Genomic DNA, 21,970 nt, shown 5'->3' with positions numbered 1-21,970 from the left:
AAGACGAATCAACCTCGGTGCTGGTGATCGAACGCTATTTCGCCGCGCGACGATTTTTCAACATTGTGGCCAGTGCCAGCGTCAGTGCGACCGCCAGCGCGATGGCCAGCAGGAAGGTCAGGGCGATGCCCAGGTGCGGCAGCAGGTTGCCCAGGACCAGGTAGAAAGCGATGACACCGATGCCGCCGATGGCGTTACCGCGGATCATACCGGCCAGGGTGAAGCGGCCGCCTTGCACGTGGGAGAACACCACCAGGGGCCAGGCAATCACGGGAATCGGCGCGAGCATGCCGCTGATCGCAGGGCCGAGCCAGTGCGCCGCGCCGGTGGTGAGCATCAGCAGCGCCGTGGCAGCGACCATCCGCAGGGGGATTTCCCACCAGCGGTGGCGAATCTGCGCCAGCTGCGCGGGACGGGGCTCGCGGGCGGTGGCCCGGATCAGCAGGGCGATCAGCGTCAGGGCGATGGCGATCGACAGCGCCAGATTGCCCCAGTGGGTCAGGGCGTAGGACATCACGGTGTACAGGGCCAATGCCAGGAGAACCGAGCACGTCACGCCGTAGCGGCCGCTGGCGAACAGGTAGCAGGCATAACTGGCCTGCACGGCTGCCAGGCCGCCCAGGGCGCCAGGTACGGCCTGCTGGGAGAACGCGGTGCCTTGCTCCAGGCACAGGAACAGCATGACCAGCGCCGAGGTGATCGGCATACCCGACAGCAAGCCACCGAGCAGGCCGCCCCAGCGCCGCGACGCGAGGGACACGGCCCACATGAGCAAAGGTGTGGCGATCAGCTTGAGGTAGAAGAGGGTCATGGTGCGCGGTGATCCGAGAGTGCGTGTGAGGCCCCAGGAGGACACCTGCGGCAGCGGCATTGTCGGTCATCTGGCGCGCCAGGAATACTGCTTTGCGGGTCGCGGGACGAATTCGGGCATGATTCTGTCGGACGACAGGCCGAATGCCGAAGGCCGGGTTGGCCGGCCTTCGGTGGGATGGATGGCTGCGGCGACTGGCCGGACCTGTCCAGGGGTTACTTGAAATCCCACTGCATCTGGGTCGCGATGCTCACACCGCTGGAGGATCGCACGCAGACGTCCAGGTAATCGGTGAAGCGCGGCGGCATGGCGATGCCTTCTTCGAGCAATCGACGGTTGTCGAACAGATAGTTCAGGTCGGCGAAACCGCTGTACAGGCGCAAGGCCCGCAGGACCAGGCGCGGATTGGCAGGGCCGATGCGCGACTCGAAGCTCACGGCCAGCTCCTTGAGGTTGTCCACGTCGATCTTGCGGTAGCGCTCGCCGACCGGGTCGGCGCCGTTGGCCAGGGCGAAGGCGCGGTCGATTTCGCCGAAGGTGCACGCCGAGTCGTGCCCGGCCGAGATGTGGTACAGGTCGTGGCTCAGGCGTGGCTTGAGGGTCAGCCCGATCAGCGCCTCGGCGCAGTAGTCCACCGGAATCACGTCGATCTGCTCGTCCAGGCCGCAGGTGAAGCTCTCCAGCGCGAAGCCCATGCGGAATACCCAGAAGATACTGCCCGAGGCCTGGCAACCCAGGCTGCGGTGCCCGACCACGATCGACGGGCGTGCCACCACCAGTGGCAGCGACGGCAGGTCTTCACGCATGCGCCGCTCGATTTCGGCCTTGGACGCGGTGTAGTCCACCAGTTGCTGCTCGGCCTCGGGGAACTCCCATGACTCGCTGATCGGCGACTCGCGCTGCGGGCCGCAGCACATGGCGGTGCCTACGTGCAGGAAGCGCTTGAGCCGACGAGAGCGGCTGAGCACTTCGGCGAAGGCGAAGGTGCCCTCGACGTTGACCGGCCAGATGGTCGGGTTCTTCGAGAACGATGCCACCGCAGCGCAGTTGATGACCCGGTCCACTTCCAGCAGCCGCGGCGTCTCCCGGGCCAGCCAGCGGGTGTCGAGAAAATCGCCGCAGATGATCTGCTGCGTCTGCAGCGCCTGCCGTTCGGCAAGGCCCACACCATGCTGCTCCAGGTTGTTGCGCAAGCGCTGCAGACCTTCTTCGGCATGGTTGGCACGAACCAGGAACGACAGTTGCGCAGCCTGGCCGCTGGCGATCAGCTGGGCGGCGACCGACCCGCCAAGGAACCCGGTGGCGCCAGTGATCAGGATGCGTTCGGGCGGAGCGGTAAAGGTGATGGGTTCACCGGTGGCGAGCATGTTCATAGTTATCCTCAGGACGAGTGGGTCAGCCGCAGACGAATGATAGGCGCGCCATCGAACCAAAGTAATGAACTTAAAGTCATGCGGGCTTTCGATAATAGGTTTGGGATTTATCCGTGAATCCTGCCGGAACGGTAGGCGTAATGCGCAGGCAGCCGCTGACGCAAGGTGCGAGGCCTTGCGGGGCGTGGAGTTGGCGAGTCGAGACAGGGAAGGGCAAGGCGATGGCGGGCACGGTGACGAGCGGCGCGGTGCCGACCTGACACACACATGAAACAAACTTCAGGCAGGTAGCATGTCGCGGTCGACGCGCACGGCCGCTACTGCCGGTTCACGGCAGAGCAGGGCAGCGCGAGGAGTCGCGGCGCCCTGCCTCGGCGCCGGGGGGGTCAGTCGAGTCCCAGTTTGCCGCGCAGGGTCGACAAATCCTCGGCCAAGGTATTGACCGGGCCGATCATTGCCTTGCGGTCGCGCTCGGCCACCTTGTCATAGGACTGGAAGCCGCCATCGGCGGTCTTGTACTTGGCCAGCAGGGCGTTGACCGTAGCGAAGTTCTTGTCGACCTTGGCGACGAAGGCCTGGTCCTGGGCAGCCAGGTGGGTGCGGAACAGCTCGAAGATCTTCTGCGCGCCGTCGATGTTGCCCTGGAAGTCATAGAGGTCGGTATGGCTGTAGCGGTCTTCCTCGCCCGAGACCTTGGTGGCCGCCACTTCCTCCAGCAGGGCGGCCGCCCCACCCACGACTTTCTCCGGTGGGAACGTCAGGGTGGCGATGCGACTCTGCAGGTCCTTCACATCGGCGATGAGCTTGTCGGCGATGGGCCCCTGGTCCTGGGTGGTGTGGCGGTCGAACAAGGCGTATTCCAGGCGATGGAAGCCCGTGAAGTCTTCGGCCTGCACGCCTTTTTCGTGGTCGTCCACTCGCGAGTCGATGGCCGCATCCAGGTCGCTGAACAGCTCGGCGATCGGTTCGACCGCTTCGTAGTTGACGCGGGTGGTGGCGTACAGCGACTGCGCCTTGGCCAGGTCGCCCTGTTTGACCGCCTGAGTGAACTGCTGGGTGTCGTTGACCAGCTGATCGACCTTTTCGGTCACGTAGATCTTGTAGTCGGACACTGGCTGGACCAGGGTCAGGGGGTCGACCGCATTGGCGGCATGGGCCAGCAGCGGGGCACAGCTGAGCAACAGGGCGAGGCGGGTCTTGTTCATGTAGGCGTCCTGATCCGTGTCATGCGTTGTGGGAAGGCTGGGCCGCGCCGAGCAGCGAGCGGCCGATGAAATCCTGGTCGTGTTTCACGCCGGGCAGGGCGAAGAAATAGCCGCCGCCCACCGGTTTGATGTATTCCTCCAGCGGTTCACCGTTGAGGCGGTTCTGTACGGTGATGAAGCCTTTTTCCAGATCCGCCTGGTAGCAGATGAACAACAGGCCCATGTCCAGCTGGCCGTTCCTGCCCACGCCGGCGGAATAGTTGAACGGCCGGCGCAGGATCAGGTTGGCCTGGCTGGCGGCGTCGCGCGGGTTGGCCAGGCGAATGTGCGAGTCCAGGCGCGTCAGCTTGCCCTGCGCGTCGTGGGCGTAGTTCGGCACATCGGTTTCGCGCTGCCCGTCCATGGGAGCGCCGCTGGCCTTCTTGCGGCCGAAGATCGACTCCTGCTCCTGAAGCGGGGTGCGGTCCCAGCGCTCGACCAGATTGCGGATGATCCGTACCACCTGGTAACTGCCGCCGACCGCCCAGGCGGGCTCTGCGCCGGCCTTGGCCCACACCACCTGGTCCATCAGCGCCGCGTCGCTGGAATCGGGGTTGGCCGAGCCGTCGCGAAAACCCAGGAAGTTGCGCGCGCTCTGCTCAGGCTCGCCCGCCTTGCGCGGCGCCTGGGGCGGCACCGTGCCTTCCTGCTTCCAGCGCACGTAGAGCAGGTCGGGCAGGGTCTTGATGATGTCGCGCAGGGCGTGGATGTTGGTGTCCGGCGAATTGGAGCAGAACTGCAGGCCGAGATCGCCGTGGCAGCGCTCGGCCTCCAGGGCGTCGTTGGGGAAACCGCTCATGCGGGTCAGACGCCTGGGCCTGGCGCTGCTCAGGCCGAAGCGCTCGTCGAACAGCGAGTCACCGACCGAGACCGTGATGGTCAGGTTGTCCGGGGTGACCACCGGGCCGAGGATCCCGGAATCCGGCGGTGGTAACTTGGGATCCACCTGCGGTACCGGGCCGCCTGCCATCAGGAAGCGGATGCGCGCCTCCAGCGTGCGGAACAGTCGCTCGAGGTCGTCGCCATTCTGCGCCAGCACATCGAATGCGACGAACATGCCCGCTCCCGGGCGTGGGGTGACGATGCCGGGCTGGTGCTGGCCGAGCCAGGGGTTGCGCTTCTCGGTACGCTCGCTGTGGGGCGCTTCGGTGACCTTGGCTGGGGAGGGAGCGGCCAGTGCGGAGCCGGCCAGGCTGGCGCCGGCCATGGCCACCCCGGCGACGCCCAGCCCTGCCAGCAGGCGGCGACGCTCGGGAGAATGGGGGGCATTGGCGATGGTGCGGTCGGTCATTGGGTACTCGCTCGGGTCGCGGTGTCGTTCAGGCCCAGTACGGGGTCCAGCGCAGCGATGGCGTCGGCCAGGCGCTGGGCGTCGTCGGCTATGCGCTGCTTGTCTTCAGTCGACACTTGGTCGTACGGCGGGTACTGCTCGCCCTTGCCAAGGGCTGCCAGGTGCTGATGGAAGCGGTTCAGGGCGTCGTCGACGGTGGCCAGTTGCGTGGTGCCGTTTCGGCCGAGCAGGGGTCGAAGCAGGTCCATCGCCTTGCCGATGCCCTCCAGGTTGGCGACGAAGCCCGGCAGGTCGAGATGGCTGTAGCGTTCCTCTTCACCGCTGCTGCGGATCTTCGCCAGCCCTTGCAGGTGGCGCACCATCGCGGCGGTGAATTGCGCGGGGGCGATTGACTGGGCCAGCAACTGCGTCTTCAGTTCGGTGACGTCCCGGGTCAGTGCCTGCGCCACGCTGGCCAGGCCTACGGTGCTGTGTTGCCCATAGAGACCGTATTCGAGGCGGTGGAAGCCGCCGAACGCCGAGTCCTGCTCGCGCTGCTCGTAATAGTCGGCGCGGGCGTTTATGCGGTTGTCCAGTTCAGCCAGGCGCTGGCTGGCGGGGGCGATACGTTGGTACACCAACCGCGCAGCGGCGTAGGCCTGCTGGGCCTGCTGCAGGTCATTCGCCTCGATGGCCTGTTGCAGCGCGGTGACGGCCCTTACCAGCGCGCCACCCTGGCTGCTCAGGTACACACGGTATTCGGACAACGGGCCGATGAACGCCGTCAGTGCGGGCCGCGCCTTGGCCGCCGCGTCGGAGGCGGCAGTCGGGGTCACGGTGAGGCTGCCGCGCGGATTGCTCAACAGCCCGCAGGTGATCGTGTACTGGCCGGGCTGCAAGTTCGCGGTGATGAGCTGCGACAAGCCCGGCGCAATGTTCTCGCGCTCCTCGATCACCAGCACGCCATCGAGGATCTCCCACTCCACGGCGCGCTGGGATCGATTAATGATCCGGAAGCGGTTCACGCCGGCGGCCACCTTGAGTGCGTTCGGTTCACAGGCATGATCGAGCACAGTGACTACGGTTTCCTGTTCGCCCGGGGCCGCATGTCTGGCCTGGGCCTGATGCGCGGCGTAATAGAATACGCCCGCGGCGCCGATCATCAGCGCCACGCTGCCAGCCAGGGCCAGGCGCAAGAGGCGCGGGGAGGGAAGGTTGCCGGGCGTGCCGGTGTCGTGACGGCTCATGCGGGACCCTGCCGATGCGCGGTGTTGGACGAAGTGGGGTTGGCCGAAGCGGGCCAGAAGAACAGCACCAGCGCAGCTGTCAAGTACAGCAGGTACGCGCCCAGGGTGCTCACGGTCGGGGTGTCCTGGTAGCCGAACATGCCGGCCAGCACCGAGCCGGTCGGCCCGTCCGCGGGCAGCACGTGGCTGGTGTCGAACACCACGCCCTGCAGCAGGTTCCACACCCCCGCCTCATGCAGCGCCTGTACCGCGTTGGCCAGAATGCCGGCGGCTACCACCAGGATGAACAGGCCGGTCCAGCGGAAGAACTGCCCCAGGTTCAGACGCAGGCTGCCCGAATAGAGTGCCAACCCCACCAGTACCGCAGCGACCAGCCCCAGCAGGGCACCCAGGGGCGCTGCCGCGCCGCTGCTCTGCTGGAACACCGCCAAGAGGAAGAACACCGTCTCCAATCCTTCCCGGGCCACGGCGAAGAACACCATGCCGATCAGCGCCCAGGCCTGATGCCGCGAGCCGGCCAGTGCGGCTTCGAGCGAGGCATGCAGGTCGTGCTTGATCGACCGTGCCATCTTGCGCATCCACAGCACCATGGCGCTGAGCATGACCACGGCTGCCAGCCCGACGATCGCCTCGAACAGTTCCTGCTGCTTTTGCGGAAATTCGCGGCTCATCACTTCGAGGCCCGCACCGACCAGCAGCGACAGCGCCACGGCAAGAAATACCCCGATCCAGACCGCGGGCATCCACTGGCCCCGTCCGGTCTGGCGCAGGTAGCTGGCGATGATGCCGACGATGAGCGCGGCTTCGATGCCCTCGCGGAGCATGATGAGGAAAGGAACGAGCATGATTCTCCCGAGGTGACCGCTGGCATGAGAGCAGGTGGCCATCAATCTACCTCAATGAGAATCATTAGCGCATGTGAAACTTATTTAACATGACACCCTGGCTTGCGTGATGAGTCGTCCCCAGCGGAGCATCATGACAGCCATTGCCACAGCAACAGAGTGCCGATCAGCCCGACCACCGAAACGATGGTCTGCAACACCGACCACACCCACAGGGTCTGCTTGAGTTGCAGGCCGAAGTACTCGCGTACCATCCAGAAACCCGCATCGTTGACATGGCAGAAGAACACCGAACCGGCACCGATGGCCAGCGCCACCAGCGAACTCTGGGTGCTGGCAAGCCCGACGGTCAACGGCGCGAGAATGCCGGCCGTGGTAGTAGTGGCCACGGTTGCCGACCCCGTGGCCTGCCGCAGCGCCACCGCGATCAGCCAGGCCAGCAGCACGTACGACAGGTGCGCACCGCTGGCGACCTTGCTGATGGTGTCGCTGACACCCGCCTCCAGCAGGGTCTGCTTGAGGCCGCCACCTGCACCGATGGTCAGCAGCAGCACGGCGATGGGCGCCAGGCTCTTGCGCAGCACGCTACCGACCTGGTCGCGCGCCATGCCGATCGACCAACCCAGGCAGATCACCGCGGCGATCACTGCCAGGCCCAGGGCGATCAGGGGCTCACTGAGGAACCTGAGAGTCAGCGCCAGGCTGCTCTGCGGCGCCATGGCCACTTTGGCAAGAGTGCTGCCCAGCATCAGCAGCACCGGCAGCAGGATGATCAGCAGCGACATCACGAAGCTGGGCTGGCGCCGGGTGTTGGTCTTGGCGGTGAACAGCGCGCCCAACTCGGCGGGTTCCTGCACATCCATGCGCTTAGATAGCCAAATGCCATACAGCGGACCGGCCAGGATCACGGCGGGTACGGCGATGCACAGCCCCAGCAGCATGGTGGTGCCGAGGTCGGCCTGCAGTGCGCCCACGGCGATCAGCGGACCAGGATGCGGCGGCATGAGCGCGTGCAGGGTGGTCATGCCAGCCAGCGCTGGAATAGCCACCTTGAGCAGCGGCTGGCCGGATTGCCGAGCGATGACGAAGATCACCGGCACCATCAACACCAGCCCCACTTCGAAGAACAGCGGCAGGCCGATGACCATCGCCACCAAGGCCATTACCCAGGGCAATGCCTTGCCCTTGGCATGGCGCAGCAGTGTGGAGGCGATACGATCGGCCGCACCGGATTCGGCCATCAGGGCGCCGAGCATCGCGCCCAGGGCGATGATCATCCCGGCTTCCCCGAGCAGGCTCCCGGCGCCTTTGGCGAAGGCTTTGGCCACGGCTTCCGGCGGCAGGGCGGCGCCCAGGCCCGCCACGAAGGTGCCGATGAGGATGGAGAGGAACGGGGGCAGCTTGGTGATACTGATCAGCACCACGATGCAGGCGATGGCCGCCAGGCAGCAGAGCAGCAGTTGGGTGTCGTGGGCGAGCCACGTGGCAGATGTGGGATCCAAGGCAAACCTCTTCTTGTAATGTGTTGTTACTTGCTTGGATCGACTATAACGCAGCTATTCATATAGATGACTAGCCCAGCCATGGGTTTGCGGGCGTCCCTGGATGAAAGATTTTTTAGAAATAGCCGCCCCTTCATTGGGCTAAACAAGCAGGTAATTACCTACAATGCTCTTTTCACCTCAAGGATCCGACCATGATCAAGCCCGGCGACGCCCTTCCTGACGTGATCCTCCACCAGTACAACGCACAAGAGGGCGTCTGCGCGGTCGGCCCCGCCGCGTTTTCCCTGCGCGAGCGCTGTGCTGGCCGCCGGGTGTTGATCTTCGGCTTGCCTGGGGCCTTCACGCCGACTTGCTCGCAACGCCATGTGCCGGGCTATGTGGCGGCCGCGCAGGCGTTGTTCGACGCTGGCATCGACGAAATCCTGTGCCTCTCGGTCAATGATGCCTTCGTCATGCAGGCCTGGGGCGAGGGCATGGGCACCGCCGAGCTGGTGCAGATGATCGCCGATGGCAACGGGCTGTTCACCCAGGCGTGCGGATTAGGCCAGGATCTGTCGGGGCGTGGCATGGGCTATCGCTCATTGGGCTACGCCATGCTGGTGGATGACGGTGTGGTCCGTCACCTGGCGATCGAGGCGGCGGGACAGTTCGAGGTGAGCGACGCGCAGAGCCTGCTGGCGGTCATCAGAGCTGCATGAAGTGCGCCTGCTGCACGCGCCTGCTGCAAGACGGAACGACCGAGGCCGATGCAACTCCAAGGTGCAGACAAGGAGGAATCACCATGCAGCCAGAAACCGAAGGCCTGGAAGAGCAGGGCCCTAGTCGAATCCCCTTCATCAACGATCCTCGCAAGCCCGCGTCTCCTGCGCCTAACGACCCGGATGAGGTTCAGGACGATGAGTCGATCGACGAGGATGTCGACGATCAGTATGGATGAATTACCCAACCACCCCGGACGGCCGCTATTTCGTGGTGCGGGGTCGCCTGTGGCGTTGTAGCGACCCGTCGCTGCCCGAAACACGTCGTCAGGCGCTGGTCAGTGCACTGATGGCCGCGCGCCGTGGCGTCAAACAGGCCAGGCACGACGACGACGCACAGGCCTTGCGGGCCGCCCGCGCCGATGTCGACAGCGCCAAGGTCGCGCTCGGCGAGCGGGGCCCGGTCTGGTGGGACGACGGCAGTCCGGACTACAACCGTCACCTGGTGCGCAACTCGCCCTATGCACACTGGCATGCCAGCCTGGAAACCGCCTCCACTCGCACCGATGAGGGTGCTGGTCACGGGCCTGCCGCATCTGCCCCAGATCATCAAGGCGCTGTGTCTTCTGCTCCTGACGCGCCAGGACATCCGCAATGACCGCGATCGGGGCGGACCGCCTGATGGTTTGGCAGGCCCTGTCGGAGCTGTTCCTGGACACCGACGTCGATGCCAGCTTCGACCAGGTGGCTGCCCAGTTGGCGCGCAGCGGCTATACCCCTGATCAGGTAAACAGTGTTCTGTGGCTCGAGGTATATCCGGTGCTGCACCACAACTTGAGGTCCATGGTGGGGGAATGGGCAGGGTGGACGGACGCCTTCTTACTCGAGCATTTGAACGCCAGGCCTTTCGCACCCTGCGAACCGGTCCGGGGCAGTGTCGGCGCTGAAGTGGCCCGTTGCTGGAGTGAGGTTCGAAGCAGATGGGCAGCGCTGGCGAAGCTTTGAAACATTTTGGAACATGTTGTGGCCGGTAGAGTCAATCTGATATCGCCCGGCCCCGAGATTTCCATGAAATTACCGCGCCCCTCTGCACGCATCGAAACCCTCACCCAGCTGCGCAACTTGAAAATGGCACGCTCGGCACATGCCTACGTGCGCGGCAGCACCGTTCAGTTCTACGACTGGCTGCACACGCAATCGGGACGACGACTGCCGAGCGGACCTGCCGTATGGATCTGCGGCGATTGCCATGCAGGCAACCTGGGACCGACCGGTGATCTCAAGGGGCGAATCGATATCCACATACGTGACCTGGACCAGACGGTGATCGGTAACCCGGTACACGATCTGGTGCGGCTGGGCCTGTCTTTGGCCACGGCCGCACGCAGTTCCGATCTGCCGGGCGTGACCACCGCGCGCATGCTCGAGGACATGGTGCAGGGCTATGCCATGGCCTTCGAGCGCAACGATGACGAGGAGCCCGAGCGCCCAAGTCAGGTCAAGGCCGGGATGCGCACGGCCGTGCGCCGTACCTGGAAGAACCTGGCGCGCGAGCGCATCGAGCGGGTACGGCCGAGCATTCCCTTGGGCAAGCACTTCTGGCCGCTGTCGCGCGAGGAGCGCTCGGCGGTGAAGAAGCTATGTGCCTCCGATGAAATCCACACTTTGGTGACATCCCTGAAAGGGCGCAGTGCCGATGATCGCGTCGAGCTGCTCGATTGTGCCTATTGGGTGAAGGGTTGCAGCTCCCTGGGGTTGCTGCGCTACGCCGTGTTGATGGGCGTGGGCGAGGGCGACGAACAGGAGTTCTGCCTGCTGGATGTCAAGGAAGCGATCGCCGCGGCGGCGCCGCGCGCTGCCCGCGCCTCGATGCCGCGCGACAACGGCCGGCGCGTGGTGGAGGGCGCTCGTCACCTGTCTCCGGGCCTGGGCGATCGGATGGTCGCGGTGCGCATGCTCGACCACGGATTCTTCGTCCGTGAGCTGCTGCCCCAGGACCTCAAGCTGGAACTGGACGAGCTGGATGAGCAACAGGCCCGTCAGGCCGCCGGTTACCTGGCCAGGGTGGTGGGGTTGGCCCACGCCCGGCAAATGGACCTGTCCACGCGCGCGGCCTGGATGCAGGATCTTCAATTGCACCGTTCCTCCACGCTGGATGCGCCCTCCTGGCTGTGGAGCAACGTGATCCAGTTGGTCGGCAGTCACGAGCAAGGCTATCTGGAGCACTGCCGACGGTACGCCCTGACGCATTGAGGGATACGCTGGCGCGTCCATCCGCTGTTCGCCCAGCAACAGCGCCTGGGCACTTTGACCGGCTGGTAGGCACTGCCGACATCACTCGGCACGCTAGATGCCGCGATTTCCGGCGTCGGCGGGTTGGCACGGTTGCTGCTCTGGCTCCCTGTGAATGCCGCAGGGCGCGGCGTAATCCGCTTGCACAGGAGACACGTCATGAGCCAACCGATCCGCTTCGCCTATTGGGTGCCCAATGTCAGCGGTGGCCTGGTGGTCAGCCGCATCGAGCAGCGCACCCACTGGGACATCGACTACAATCGCACCCTGGCGCAAATTGCCGAGCGCGCTGGATTCGACTATGCGCTGTCGCAGATTCGCTTCACCGCCGGCTACGGTGCAGACAATCAGCACGAATCGGTGACCATCAGCCATGCCTTGCTCGCCGCCACCAAAACCCTCAAGGTGATCGCGGCCATTTTGCCCGGCCCCTGGACCCCGGCGCTCGCGGCCAAACAGCTGGCGAGTATCGACCAGTTCACCGCTGGACGCGTGGCGATCAATGTGGTCTCCGGCTGGTTCAAGGGCGAGTTTCGCGCGATCGGCGAGCCGTGGCTGGACCACGACGAGCGCTATCGCCGTTCCGAGGAGTTCATCCGGGCCCTGAAGGGTATCTGGACCCAGGACGACTTCAGCTTCCACGGCGATTTCTATCGTTTCAACAATTACACCCTCAAGCCCAAGCCCCTGCAACGCCCGCACCCCGAGATTTTCCAGGGGGGCAGCTCGCGGGCTGCGCGGGACATGGCGGCGCGCGTTTCGGACTGGTACTTCACCAACGGCAACAGCGTCGAGGGTGTGAAGCGGCAGATCGACGACCTGCGCGCCAAGGCCGCCGCCAACGGGCACTCGGTGAAGGTGGGCATCAACGCGTTCATCATCGCCCGCGACACCGAGGCTCAGGCTCGGGCGGTGCTCGACGAGATCATCGCCAAGGCCGATCCACAGGCGGTGGAGGGTTTTCGCAGTGAAGTCCGCCATGCGGGTGCGGCCAGCCCGGAAGGCGAGGGCAACTGGGCCGAGTCCAGTTTCGAGGACCTGGTGCAGTACAACGATGGGTTCAAGACCAACCTGATCGGCACGCCGCGCCAGATCGCCGAGCGCATCGTCGCGCTCAAGGCGGTGGGGGTGGACTTGATCCTGTCCGGCTTCCTGCACTTTCAGGAAGAGGTGGAGTACTTCGGCCGTCATGTGTTGCCGCTGGTGCGTGAGCTCGAGCAGCAGTCGCCGCAGTCAAAGGCTGTCGCTTGAGCGGCGGCGGCCGAAGCGAACCGGATTCTCGGCTTCAGATGGAAAGTCGCAATGGTCGCTCGTCCAAGGTCGCGGGGTCGGTGTGGCGCCTGTTGACCACCAGTTCGCCGATGGCGATCAGGCGCGCGCGGGTGACGTTTCGGCTCAGGCCCAGAAGGCTGGCGGTATGCACCTGGTTGCAGTGGCAGAAACGGTAGGCCGCACGCAGCAGACCGTCCTCGACCTGGGCATGCACATCGCTGCCCAGTTCCTCGAACAGGCGGTGAAAAGCCGCCGACAGCTGCTGTTCGGCGCTGAGCACCGGTGCCGATCCGCTGCGTTCCACGCGCAGTGGGGACAGACGCAGGTCCTGGTCGCGGACGACGCCATCACGGCACACCAGCAGGGTGTGATGAATGACGTTCTCCAGCTCGCGAATGTTGCCTGGCCAATCGTAGTCCAGCAGGGCGCGCTCGGCTTCCGGCGTCAGCCTCACCGAGGCATGACCCAGGCGTTCGCTGTAGCGCTGAATGAAATGCCGGGCCAGCGGAAGAACGTCGCCGGGTCGCTCGCGCAAGGCCTGCAACTGCAGGCTGACGACGCCGAGACGGTAGTACAGGTCCTCGCGGAAGTGCCCGGCGCCGATGGCTTGCTCCAATTGCACGTTGGTGGCCGCCACGATGCGCACATCGATCGCGATGCTCTTGCGCGAGCCCAATCGCACCACCTCCCGCTCCTGTAGCACGCGCAGCAGCTTGACCTGGATGGCCAGGGGCAGGTCGCCGATTTCGTCGAGGAACAGCGTGCCGCCGTTGGCTTCTTCGAACCAGCCGGCCTTGGCCGTCAGCGCTCCGGTGAACGCGCCTTTTTCGTGCCCGAACAGCTCTGCCTCGACCAGCGACTCGGAAAACGCGCCGCAGTTGACCGCGACGAACGGGCCGTCGCGCCGAGCGCTGAGGTGATGGACATGGCGCGCGACCAGCTCCTTGCCGGTCCCGGTATCGCCGATGATCAGCACGCTGGCCTCGCTCGGCGCGACCTTGTGCAGGTGGCCAAGCAGCGCCTGCGAGCGCGGATCCTCGAAGACCTGGGCGGTGGCGCGGATGGAGGTCGCCAATGACGGTGAAGGGGGCAGGGTGAGCAGATGCATGGGAGTTCCTGTAAACCAGAGGTAAGGCGCGGCGAACGCCTGAGTGGCGCAGGCATGTCATGTAACAGGATTTGTAAAAAGTATATAAAATAATAAAAATCGATATTTATATTCTTTTGAGAGATATCTACTCCTTTGGCCATCTCGCCTCGCTTGGCGAAAACCACCGTAGGTTATAGTTTCGACCCGGAGATGCACGGCGCCGAGGAGAGCCTGTATGGAAGCAGAGGGATTGTCGATCGGCTGGGATGTGGGGGGCTGGAACTGCGACCGCAACCGTTTGAGCCGGGATGCGCTGGTCGTGATCGATCCGCACGTGCGCGTGCTGGGCAAGCCGTGGCGAGGCAATCTGCGCGAATTGATCAATCGGGCGCAGACCACCCACGCCTTTGTCCAGGGGGTGCTTGACCTGTGCGAAGTGCCGATCACACTGAGGGGCGAGTCCCGGGTCAGGCTCGGTATCGACACCCCGCTGGGCTTTTCCGACGCGTTCATGGACCTGCTGCTCAATGATCGAGCCGCGCCGGACATACAGGCGTCGGCGAGCAACCCCTACCTGTTCAGATTCACCGAGCGCTTTCTGTTCGAGCAGGGGTTGTCCCCGCTGTCTGCCGTGAAAGACATGATCGGCAGCCAGGCCACCAAAGGCATGCATGTGATGGCCCGGTTCTTCCCGCATCGCGTCCAGTGCGGCGTGTGGAGCGATGGCGGTGGTGCATCGGCCGTGGAGGTGTATCCCAGCTCGGCAAAAGCGTCCACGGCGGTCAACGAACTGCGGGCGCGATGCCTGGCGGCGTCGGGCCTGGGCGATCCGGCCTGGCACGAGGACGAGCGTGATGCCCTGACGGCAGCGTTGCTGGCCTGGTTGCTCACGTTCAGACCGGCGCTCATGGCGTGGCCACCGGCGCAGGTAGCACAACGTGAAGGCTGGATATTCGTCCCCAAAGACTGTTTGCGCGGCTGAAGCGGTGCCGGCCAGGGGCAGTCGCCGCCGTGTCCCAGGATGAGCCGCGCAGCACTCGTCCCTCAGGCGCTCTCGCGCTCCACCACCTGGCAATGCATCAGGTTCAAGTGGTCGGCGCCCGATTGCCCGGACACAACGCCCAGTTGCTGCAGCACCCTCAGCGCCGCCACTTCCCCGATCTCCAGTGCTGGCGGGCGCAGGGTGGTCAGGCTCGGCAGCAGCATGGGCGCGAAGGCGTAGTCTCCGAAGCCCATCACGGCGCAATCCTGCGGCATGCTCAGGCCGCTGCGCTGAGCCGCCAGCAGGCCACCGGCGGCCAGGTTGTCGTTGGCGAAGATGATCGCGTCCGGCCGCACGCTGCGCTGCATCAATGCCTCCATCGCTTGCCTGCCGGCCTCGAAGGGCGCACTGGCGCTGTGGGGGACGAAGATCCACGGGGTCAACCCGGCCTCTTCGAGGGTCGCAGCATAACCATCCCGACGCTCCAGCGCGCTGAAATCGCCGGCGACGCTGTTCTGCACGAAGGCGATGCGCTGATAGCCCTTGCCTAGCAGGTACTGCGCCGCTTGCACGCCTACCGCGCGGTGGACGAAGCCGACCTGAATGGGGCTGCGCTCGGGCTGGTAGTCCCAGATTTCGACGACGGGCATGTCGGCCTCGGCCAGCATCTTCTCCGTGGCCTGGCTGTGGAAATGGCTGGTGACCACCAGGGCTGCCGGTGACCAGCCCAGAAAAGCGCGCACGGCGTTTTCCTCCTGCTCCTCGGAAAAGTAGCTGGACGCCAGCAGCAGCTGGTAGCCATGGCGTGCCAGGGTGTCGCTGAAGGCCTGGATGGTGGCGGCGAAAATCGGACCGGAGATGTTCGGCACCACCATCGCGACGATACGCCCGCGCGCCGATGCCAGGCTGCCTGCCACCAGATTGGGCACGTAGCCCAGCCGCGACACGGCTTCACCGATGCGCTGGCGCAGGGGCTCGGACACCTGGGCTGGATGATTGAAGAATCGCGAGACGGTGAGGGACGAAACCCCGACATCCTTGGCCACGTCGCTGAGCGTGACGCGTCCGGCACCGCGACGTTTGCGTATCGGCTGATTTGACTCACTCACGCTTCAACCTCATAAATGGATATATAAAAGTAATTTTTAATTATTTGACGGTCTATTCAGGGACTCAGATACTACCCATGTTAGCGCTGACATCAAGAACCTCGTGGTTCTTTTCTGCCACTCGCACGAGCGAGATCAGACCCGGCAGTTCTACACCCAGGCCTGCACTGGCGGGCGATATAGGTCTGATAAGGCAACGATCACGATGCACGACAATCTGCGTATTGCATTTACACCCTACACCTTCAACCCAGTGCCGCGTGCAGGCCGCAGCCCGCTGGCGCTGGGCATTCTGCTCGCGGCCCTGGGCGCTGGCAGCAGCCCGGCCGTGCTGGCGGCGTCTTCGCAGAACCCGCAGGCCACCCCGGCGTCGGACGTGACCCTCGGCGCGGTGACGGTGACGGCCACACGCCGTGAGGCGAATCTGCAACAGGTGCCGGTCGCGGTGTCGGTGGTCGATGGCGAGCAACTGGAGCGCGACAATCGCAACAACCTGTCGGCCATCGTCCAGCAGGTGCCGACCCTGAACTACCGCGCCGGTGCGTCGAACAAGGACACCTCGCTGTTCGTACGCGGTGTGGGCACCATCTCCACCTCGCCCGGCGTGGAGCCGACCGTGGCGACCGTGATCGATGGCGTGGTGCTCGGTCGTCCCGGGCAGTCCACCCTCGACCTGCTCGATGTCGAACGCATCGAAGTGCTGCGTGGCCCACAAGGGACTCTGTTCGGCAAGAACGCCTCGGCGGGTGTGCTCAATGTGGTCAGCAAGGGCATTTCCGAGCAGACCCACAGCTATGTGGACTACTCGCACTTCGGCGCGGGCAACGAGAGCCGACTGCGCTTCGGCATCGGTGGCCGTCTGACCGACACGGTCAAGGGCTCGCTCAGCACTTTGCTCGGCAGCTACGACGGCAATGTCGAGAACGTCGCCAACGGCCATGACGTCAACGGCTACGACCGCAAGGGCGTGCGCGGCAAGCTGGAGCTGGAGCCCAGTTCGGACATCAAGGTCACCCTCATCGGCGACTACATGGACGGCCACGACACCCTGCCCAGTGGCGTGATCACCTCGACCAGCAGCCCGGCATTCGCCGCCGCGCTGCGCCCGGTGTCGCTCAGCGACCACAACCGCAAGATCGACAGCGACTACAAGACCTACGTCGACGATATCAATACCGGGCTGTCGGGACAGGTGGACTGGACCCTGGGCGACTTCACCCTGACGTCCATCACGGCCTGGCGCGGTTGGCGCAACACCCAGTACCAGGACGGTGACCGCAGCGCGCAGCTGCCCCTGACCGCGTCCCACGACAAAGGCGAAGTGGACTACGACCAATACTCCCAGGAACTGCGCCTGACTTCGCCCAAAGGGCAGTTCAACGAGTACGTGCTCGGCCTGTTCTACATGCATGGCAAGTCGGACGAAACCTACTTCAGGCGCTCGGTCAATGCCGGCTTGGCCAACAGCGGTCGAGCCGACTACAGCGTCACCAGCGACAGCGTCGCCGTGTTCGGTGAGAACACCTTCAATTTCACCGACGACCTGCGGGGCATCCTCGGCCTGCGCTGGACCCATGACGACCTCGAATACGACCACCGCCGCGTGTCGAGCTCGGCCAGTGCCGTGACCGGCATCCAGCCGTCGACCGCCAGCCACGGCTCGGTGGACGAGGACGGCTTCAGTGGACGGGTAGGGCTGCAATACGATTTCACCGACGACCTGATGGGCTACGCCACCTATTCACGTGGGTACAAAGGCCCGGCCTACAATGTGTTCTTCAACATGCAGCCACGCGATACCCCAGCGCTCAAGCCGGAAACCTCCGATTCCTATGAGGTGGGGCTCAAGGCCAGCGCGCTGGACAAGCGCCTGACCGCCAACCTCGCGCTGTTCCACACCGACTACGACGACTACCAGGCCAATTTCTTCGACACCGTCGCCAACCAGGTGGTGACGCGGCTGATCAACGCCGGCAGCGTCAAGACCCAGGGCGTCGAGCTCGACGCCAGCTTCCAGGCCACGCGTGAACTGAAGCTGTCGGCCGCGCTGGCCTATACCAAGGCGCGGGTCGATCACTTCAATTGCCCGAGCGGCGCGGCGGCCACCTGCAACATCGACGGCGGACGCCTGCCCTTCACTCCGGACTGGAAAACCTACCTGCGCGCCGACTACAGCATTCCCCTGGACAACGGCCTGGACGTGGAGCTGAGCACCGACTACAGCTGGCAGGACCGGGTGCAGTTCAGCCTCGACCAGAACCCGGACACCGTGCAGGGCGCCTACGGCATCTGGAACGCCAGCATCGCCCTGGCCGACTACAGCGCCGGCTGGCGGGTGGCGCTGCTGGGCAAGAACCTGGGCGATACCTCCTATGCCCAGACCCTGGCCAGTGGCGGCAACTACCTCTACCGCGCGGTGCCGCGGGACGATCAGCGCTACTTCGGCGTGCAGTTGCGCCAGGATTTCTGATCCCGACCCTGGGTCATCATCCACCCGCAGTGCCTGACGCTCCGGGTGGCCTGCCAGCCTTCATGTGGACTTCCATCGATGAGCGCTTCTCCCCGTCAACTCAGCCTGGGTGCCTTTCTCATGGCCACCGGTCACCACGTCGCCGCCTGGCGTCACCATGATGTGCCGGCCGACCCGCTGGATTTCAGCCAGTACAAGCGCGCAGCGCAGATCGCCGAAGCGGCCCGCTTCGATGCGCTGTTCGTGGCCGACAGCGTCGCGGCGCCCGATGATGCGCTGGCCAGCAACAGCGCGCGGTCGGTGCACTTCGAACCCTTGACGCTGCTGTCGGCCCTGGCGGCGGTGACCGAGCACATCGGCCTGATCGGCACCGCGACCACCACCTACAACGAGCCGTACCACATCGCCCGCAAATTCGCCTCGCTCGACCACCTCTCCGGCGGCCGTGCCGGGTGGAACCTTGTCACCTCCGACGCCGCGGCCGAGGCTCACAATTTCGGCCGCGACACCCACGTGCCCCATGCCCAGCGCTATGCTCGGGCCGGGGAATTCCAGCAGGTGGTGCAGGGCTTGTGGGACAGCTGGGCGGACGACGCCTTCATCGCCGACAAGGCCAGCGGCCAGTTCCATCGCCCGGATCGGGTCCGCGCGCTCGACCATCAGGGGCAGCACTTTCAGGTGCGTGGGCCGCTAAACGTGGCGCGCTCGCCCCAGGGCCGACCGGTGCTGGTGCAGGCCGGCGCCTCGGAGGCGGGGCGCGAGCTGGCCGCCCAGAGCGCCGAGGTGGTGTTCACCGCGCAGACCTCGCTGGCCAAGGCCCAGGCCTTCTATGCCGACGTCAAGGGGCGCCTGGCGCGGTACGGGCGCAGCGAGACCGACCTGAAGATCATGCCGGGAGTATTCGTGGTGGTCGGCGCCAGCCAGGCCGAGGCCCAGGAGAAGTTCGAGCAGTTCCAGGCGCTAGTCGAACCGCAAGTCGGCGTGGCCTTGCTGGGTCGCATGCTGGGCAATTTCGACCTGTCCGGCTATCCGCTGGACAGTCCGCTGCCTGAGCTGCCGCTGACCCAGGATGGCCAGCAGAGCCGCCAGCGACTGCTCACCGAAATCGCCGGCCGGGAGCAACTGACCCTGGCCCAGCTCGGACGGCGCATCGCTGGAGGGCGTGGCCACTACAGCCTGATCGGCACGCCCGCGCAGATCGCCGATGAGCTGCAGGCCTGGTTCGAGGGTCGCGGCGCCGATGGCTTCAACATCCTGGTGCCGCACCTGCCCGATGGGCTTGCGGACTTCGCCTGCGAGGTGGTGCCCGAGTTGCAGCGCAGAGGGTTGTTCCGCACCGAGTACCAGGGCCGTACCCTGCGTGAGCATCTCGGACTGCAGCGTCCGGCCAATCCGTATTTCCCGCCGGTGCCGGCATGATCCGGGCCTGGGCCGCGTGGGCCTGCCTGTGCCTGTGCCTACCGGCAGGCGCTGATGTTCTGTACGGTGATGCGCGCCCCGACGCTCCTGAACTGGCGGCTCGGGGTGAAGCGGCGGTAGGTGTGCGCACGCTGGATCTCGTGCATGCCGACCAGCTCGACGTACTCGCCATCAGTGCCCGGCAGCCCGCGCCACGCTACGACCGCGCACTGCGCGTGGAGATCTGGTACCCGGCGCGGTTGGCCGCCGGGCAGAAGCCGTTGACCACCTACACCGATGTGCTGGGCGCAGGCCCTGGCGACTCCCATCGACCGAACACGCCCTTCACCTTTCAGGGGCGGGCCGTGCGCGACGCCGGGCCTGCCGACGGGCGCTACCCGCTGGTGATCCTGTCCCACGGCTACCCAGGCTCGCGGCTGCAGATGAGCTACCTCGCCGAGCACCTGGCCTCTCACGGCTACATCGTCGCCGCCCTGGACCACCGCGAGTCGACCCGCGCCGACAAGGCCGGTTTCGCCAGTACCCTGGTCAACCGACCACTGGATGACCTGTTCGTCCTGCAACAGCTGGCCGACGCGGGCCACTGGGCGCAGACCCGCTGGCTGGCAGGGCACCTGGACAGCGATCGCAGTGCGCTGATCGGTTACTCCATGGGCGGGTACGGTGCACTGCGCGCTGCGGGTGTGGCGCCCAGCGCAGCAGCTCGAGCCGCGGTGCCGCCCGGCGCGCTGGACCCGACCGTCACCGCCGATGCGCGAATCAAGGCGTTGGTGCTGTTCGCCCCCTGGGGCGGGCAGCAGGGCATGTTCGAATCCAGTGCCCTGGCGGCCCTGGCCGTGCCAAGCCTGTTCATCGCCGGTGACCAGGACGATGTCGCGGGCTACACCGACGGTGTCCGGCGCCTGTTCGAGGCGGCGACTCAGGCCGAGCGCTACCTGCTGGTGTATCGCGGGGCGCGTCACAATGTGGCGCCCAATCCGCCCCCAGCCGCCGCACGCAGTCATCCCGACGACTTCGCCGCCTACGCCGAGCCGGTCTGGGACAGCGCGCGCCTGAACAACATCAACCAGCATTTCGTGCTGGCTTTTCTCGACCAGCAACTCAAAGGCCTCGACCGCCAGGCCTACCTCAGGCTCATTCCCCGCTCGGACGACGGCCAGTGGCAGATGGACGCCCAGGGCCGACCCGGCCCTGGGCATACCTACTGGCATGGGTTCAAGCGTCGCAGTGCCGTGGGCCTTGAATTTCACAGGCTGCCCGCCGGGCAGTCCCCCTCCGTTCCTTGATCGAGACCCTGACATGACCTATCTTGCCGCCGCCAACCGTTACGAACGCCTGCCCTATCGACGCGTCGGGCGCAGTGGCCTGCAACTGCCGTTGCTGTCACTGGGCCTGTGGCACAATTTCGGTGATGCCACGCCCATCGATAGCCAGCGCGCCATGTTGCGCACTGCCTTCGACCTGGGGATCAACCACTTCGACCTGGCGAACAACTACGGGCCGCCCTACGGCAGTGCCGAGATCAACTTCGGCCGGCTGCTACGTGAAGACTTCGCTGCCTATCGCGACGAACTGATCATTTCCACCAAGGCCGGCTGGGACATGTGGGCCGGCCCGCACGGGCAGGGCGGCGGTTCGCGCAAGCACCTGCTGGCCAGCCTGGACCAGAGCCTTGGCCGGCTGGGCGTGGACTACGTGGACATCTTCTACTCGCACCGCTTCGACCCTGACACCCCCCTGGAGGAAACCGCCACCGCCCTGGCTGACATCGTGCGTCAGGGCAAGGCGCTGTACATCGGCATTTCCTCCTATTCGGCCGGCAAAACCCGCGAGATCGCCGCGTTGCTCAAGGCGCTGAACGTTCCTCTGCTGATCCACCAGCCGTCCTACAACCTGCTCAACCGCTGGGTGGAACGGGACCTGCTGGCGACCACCGAGGAGTTGGGCACGGGGGTGATCGTGTTCACCGCCCTGGCCCAGGGGCTGCTGACCGACAAGTACCTGGGCGGCGTGCCCAGCGACGCCCGGGTCAATCGGCCCGGCGGGGCTTCGTTGCTGCCCGAACATCTGAGCGAGGCCAACATCGCCCGCGCGCAGGCGCTGGCGCAGATCGCCCAGCGGCGTGGACAGAGCCTGGCGCAGTTGGCGCTGGCCTGGGTACTGCGCGACCCGCGTGTCAGTTCGGCCCTGATCGGCGCCAGCAATGCCCAGCAGATCGTCGAGAACGTCGCAGCGCTGGACAACCTCGCGTTCAGCGCCGAGGAGCTGGCCGAAATCGACCGCCACGCCGTGGAAGGCCATATCAACCTGTGGCACAAATCCGCCACGGACTGGCAGGAGTGA

The 21,970-nt window shown here is 65.4% G+C and carries 19 protein-coding genes and 1 pseudogene; 11 read left to right on the top strand and 9 right to left on the bottom strand.

What is annotated here, in order from left to right:
* Positions 1-34: 34 nt before the first annotated feature.
* From IAE34_RS19770 to IAE34_RS19740, 7 genes are all read right to left on the bottom strand, one after another.
* Complete coding sequence (locus tag IAE34_RS19770) at positions 35-811, bottom strand: hypothetical protein (RefSeq protein WP_200140634.1); 777 nt, start codon at positions 809-811, stop codon at positions 35-37.
* A 215-nt stretch (positions 812-1,026) separates the two neighbouring features.
* Complete coding sequence (gene cprA / locus IAE34_RS19765; RefSeq protein WP_200140633.1) at positions 1,027-2,184, bottom strand: cationic peptide resistance protein CprA; 1,158 nt, start codon at positions 2,182-2,184, stop codon at positions 1,027-1,029.
* A 386-nt stretch (positions 2,185-2,570) separates the two neighbouring features.
* Positions 2,571-3,389, bottom strand: a complete 819-nt coding sequence (gene efeO, locus IAE34_RS19760; RefSeq protein ID WP_200140632.1) for an iron uptake system protein EfeO — start codon at positions 3,387-3,389, stop codon at positions 2,571-2,573.
* Positions 3,390-3,408: 19 nt separating this feature from the next.
* Positions 3,409-4,719, bottom strand: a complete 1,311-nt coding sequence (gene efeB / locus IAE34_RS19755; RefSeq protein ID WP_200140631.1) for an iron uptake transporter deferrochelatase/peroxidase subunit — start codon at positions 4,717-4,719, stop codon at positions 3,409-3,411.
* Positions 4,716-5,945, bottom strand: a complete 1,230-nt coding sequence (gene efeO, locus IAE34_RS19750) for an iron uptake system protein EfeO (protein ID WP_233631258.1) — start codon at positions 5,943-5,945, stop codon at positions 4,716-4,718. Before efeO (IAE34_RS19750) ends, efeB begins: the two co-directional genes overlap by 4 nt.
* On the bottom strand, positions 5,942-6,790 hold the full coding sequence (efeU, locus tag IAE34_RS19745) for an iron uptake transporter permease EfeU (protein ID WP_200140630.1): 849 nt from the start codon (positions 6,788-6,790) through the stop codon (positions 5,942-5,944). The genes efeO (IAE34_RS19750) and efeU overlap by 4 nt, the downstream gene beginning before the upstream one ends.
* Positions 6,791-6,921: 131 nt before the next feature.
* Positions 6,922-8,292, bottom strand: coding sequence for a GntT/GntP/DsdX family permease (locus IAE34_RS19740; RefSeq protein ID WP_200140629.1), 1,371 nt, complete (start codon positions 8,290-8,292; stop codon positions 6,922-6,924).
* A 194-nt stretch (positions 8,293-8,486) separates the two neighbouring features.
* On the opposite strand from IAE34_RS19740, the gene IAE34_RS19735 reads away from it, so the two are divergent.
* From IAE34_RS19735 to sfnG, 6 genes and pseudogenes are all read left to right on the top strand, one after another.
* A complete protein-coding gene (locus tag IAE34_RS19735; protein WP_200140628.1) occupies positions 8,487-8,993 on the top strand; it encodes a peroxiredoxin in 507 nt (168 codons plus the stop codon).
* Positions 8,994-9,076: 83 nt separating this feature from the next.
* Positions 9,077-9,232 (top strand): hypothetical protein, encoded by a 156-nt coding sequence (locus tag IAE34_RS19730; protein ID WP_200140627.1) that lies wholly within the window; start codon positions 9,077-9,079, stop codon positions 9,230-9,232.
* Positions 9,229-9,543 (top strand): annotated as a pseudogene (locus tag IAE34_RS19725) (hypothetical protein); the annotation flags it as partial. The gene IAE34_RS19730 and the pseudogene IAE34_RS19725, both read left to right, overlap by 4 nt.
* 104 nt (positions 9,544-9,647) lie before the next feature.
* A complete protein-coding gene (locus tag IAE34_RS19720) occupies positions 9,648-9,998 on the top strand; it encodes a DUF7079 family protein (RefSeq protein WP_200140626.1) in 351 nt (116 codons plus the stop codon).
* 63 nt (positions 9,999-10,061) lie between these two features.
* Entirely contained in the window at positions 10,062-11,246 is a 1,185-nt protein-coding gene (locus tag IAE34_RS19715; protein WP_200140625.1) for a DUF2252 family protein, read from the top strand.
* 198 nt (positions 11,247-11,444) lie between these two features.
* Entirely contained in the window at positions 11,445-12,536 is a 1,092-nt protein-coding gene (gene sfnG, locus IAE34_RS19710; protein WP_200140624.1) for a dimethylsulfone monooxygenase SfnG, read from the top strand.
* Positions 12,537-12,570: 34 nt separating this feature from the next.
* Here sfnG and IAE34_RS19705 read toward each other — a convergent pair whose 3' ends face one another.
* Positions 12,571-13,665 (bottom strand): sigma-54 interaction domain-containing protein, encoded by a 1,095-nt coding sequence (locus tag IAE34_RS19705; protein ID WP_200140623.1) that lies wholly within the window; start codon positions 13,663-13,665, stop codon positions 12,571-12,573.
* 217 nt (positions 13,666-13,882) lie between these two features.
* Between IAE34_RS19705 and IAE34_RS19700 the strand changes: the two genes are divergently transcribed.
* Positions 13,883-14,629, top strand: coding sequence for a hypothetical protein (locus tag IAE34_RS19700; RefSeq protein WP_200140622.1), 747 nt, complete (start codon positions 13,883-13,885; stop codon positions 14,627-14,629).
* A gap of 62 nt (positions 14,630-14,691) precedes the next feature.
* Here IAE34_RS19700 and IAE34_RS19695 read toward each other — a convergent pair whose 3' ends face one another.
* Positions 14,692-15,738, bottom strand: coding sequence for a LacI family DNA-binding transcriptional regulator (locus IAE34_RS19695; protein ID WP_200140621.1), 1,047 nt, complete (start codon positions 15,736-15,738; stop codon positions 14,692-14,694).
* A 205-nt stretch (positions 15,739-15,943) separates the two neighbouring features.
* Here IAE34_RS19695 and IAE34_RS19690 point away from each other — a divergent pair, with 205 nt between their 5' ends.
* The 4 genes from IAE34_RS19690 to mgrA all read left to right on the top strand — a co-directional run bounded on the left by IAE34_RS19690 (position 15,944) and on the right by mgrA (position 21,970).
* The gene (locus IAE34_RS19690; protein WP_200140620.1) at positions 15,944-18,208 is read left to right on the top strand and encodes a TonB-dependent receptor; all 2,265 of its coding nucleotides are present in this window, start codon (positions 15,944-15,946) and stop codon (positions 18,206-18,208) included.
* A gap of 78 nt (positions 18,209-18,286) precedes the next feature.
* Positions 18,287-19,627, top strand: a complete 1,341-nt coding sequence (locus IAE34_RS19685; RefSeq protein ID WP_200140619.1) for an LLM class flavin-dependent oxidoreductase — start codon at positions 18,287-18,289, stop codon at positions 19,625-19,627.
* Complete coding sequence (locus tag IAE34_RS19680; RefSeq protein WP_200140618.1) at positions 19,624-20,913, top strand: alpha/beta hydrolase family protein; 1,290 nt, start codon at positions 19,624-19,626, stop codon at positions 20,911-20,913. Before IAE34_RS19685 ends, IAE34_RS19680 begins: the two co-directional genes overlap by 4 nt.
* Before the next feature lie 13 nt (positions 20,914-20,926).
* Entirely contained in the window at positions 20,927-21,970 is a 1,044-nt protein-coding gene (gene mgrA / locus IAE34_RS19675; RefSeq protein ID WP_200140617.1) for an L-glyceraldehyde 3-phosphate reductase, read from the top strand.

Source organism: Pseudomonas sp. S30 (assembly GCF_016518545.1).
GTDB lineage: Bacteria > Pseudomonadota > Gammaproteobacteria > Pseudomonadales > Pseudomonadaceae > Aquipseudomonas.
This window is presented reverse-complemented; position numbering and strand designations above follow the sequence as displayed.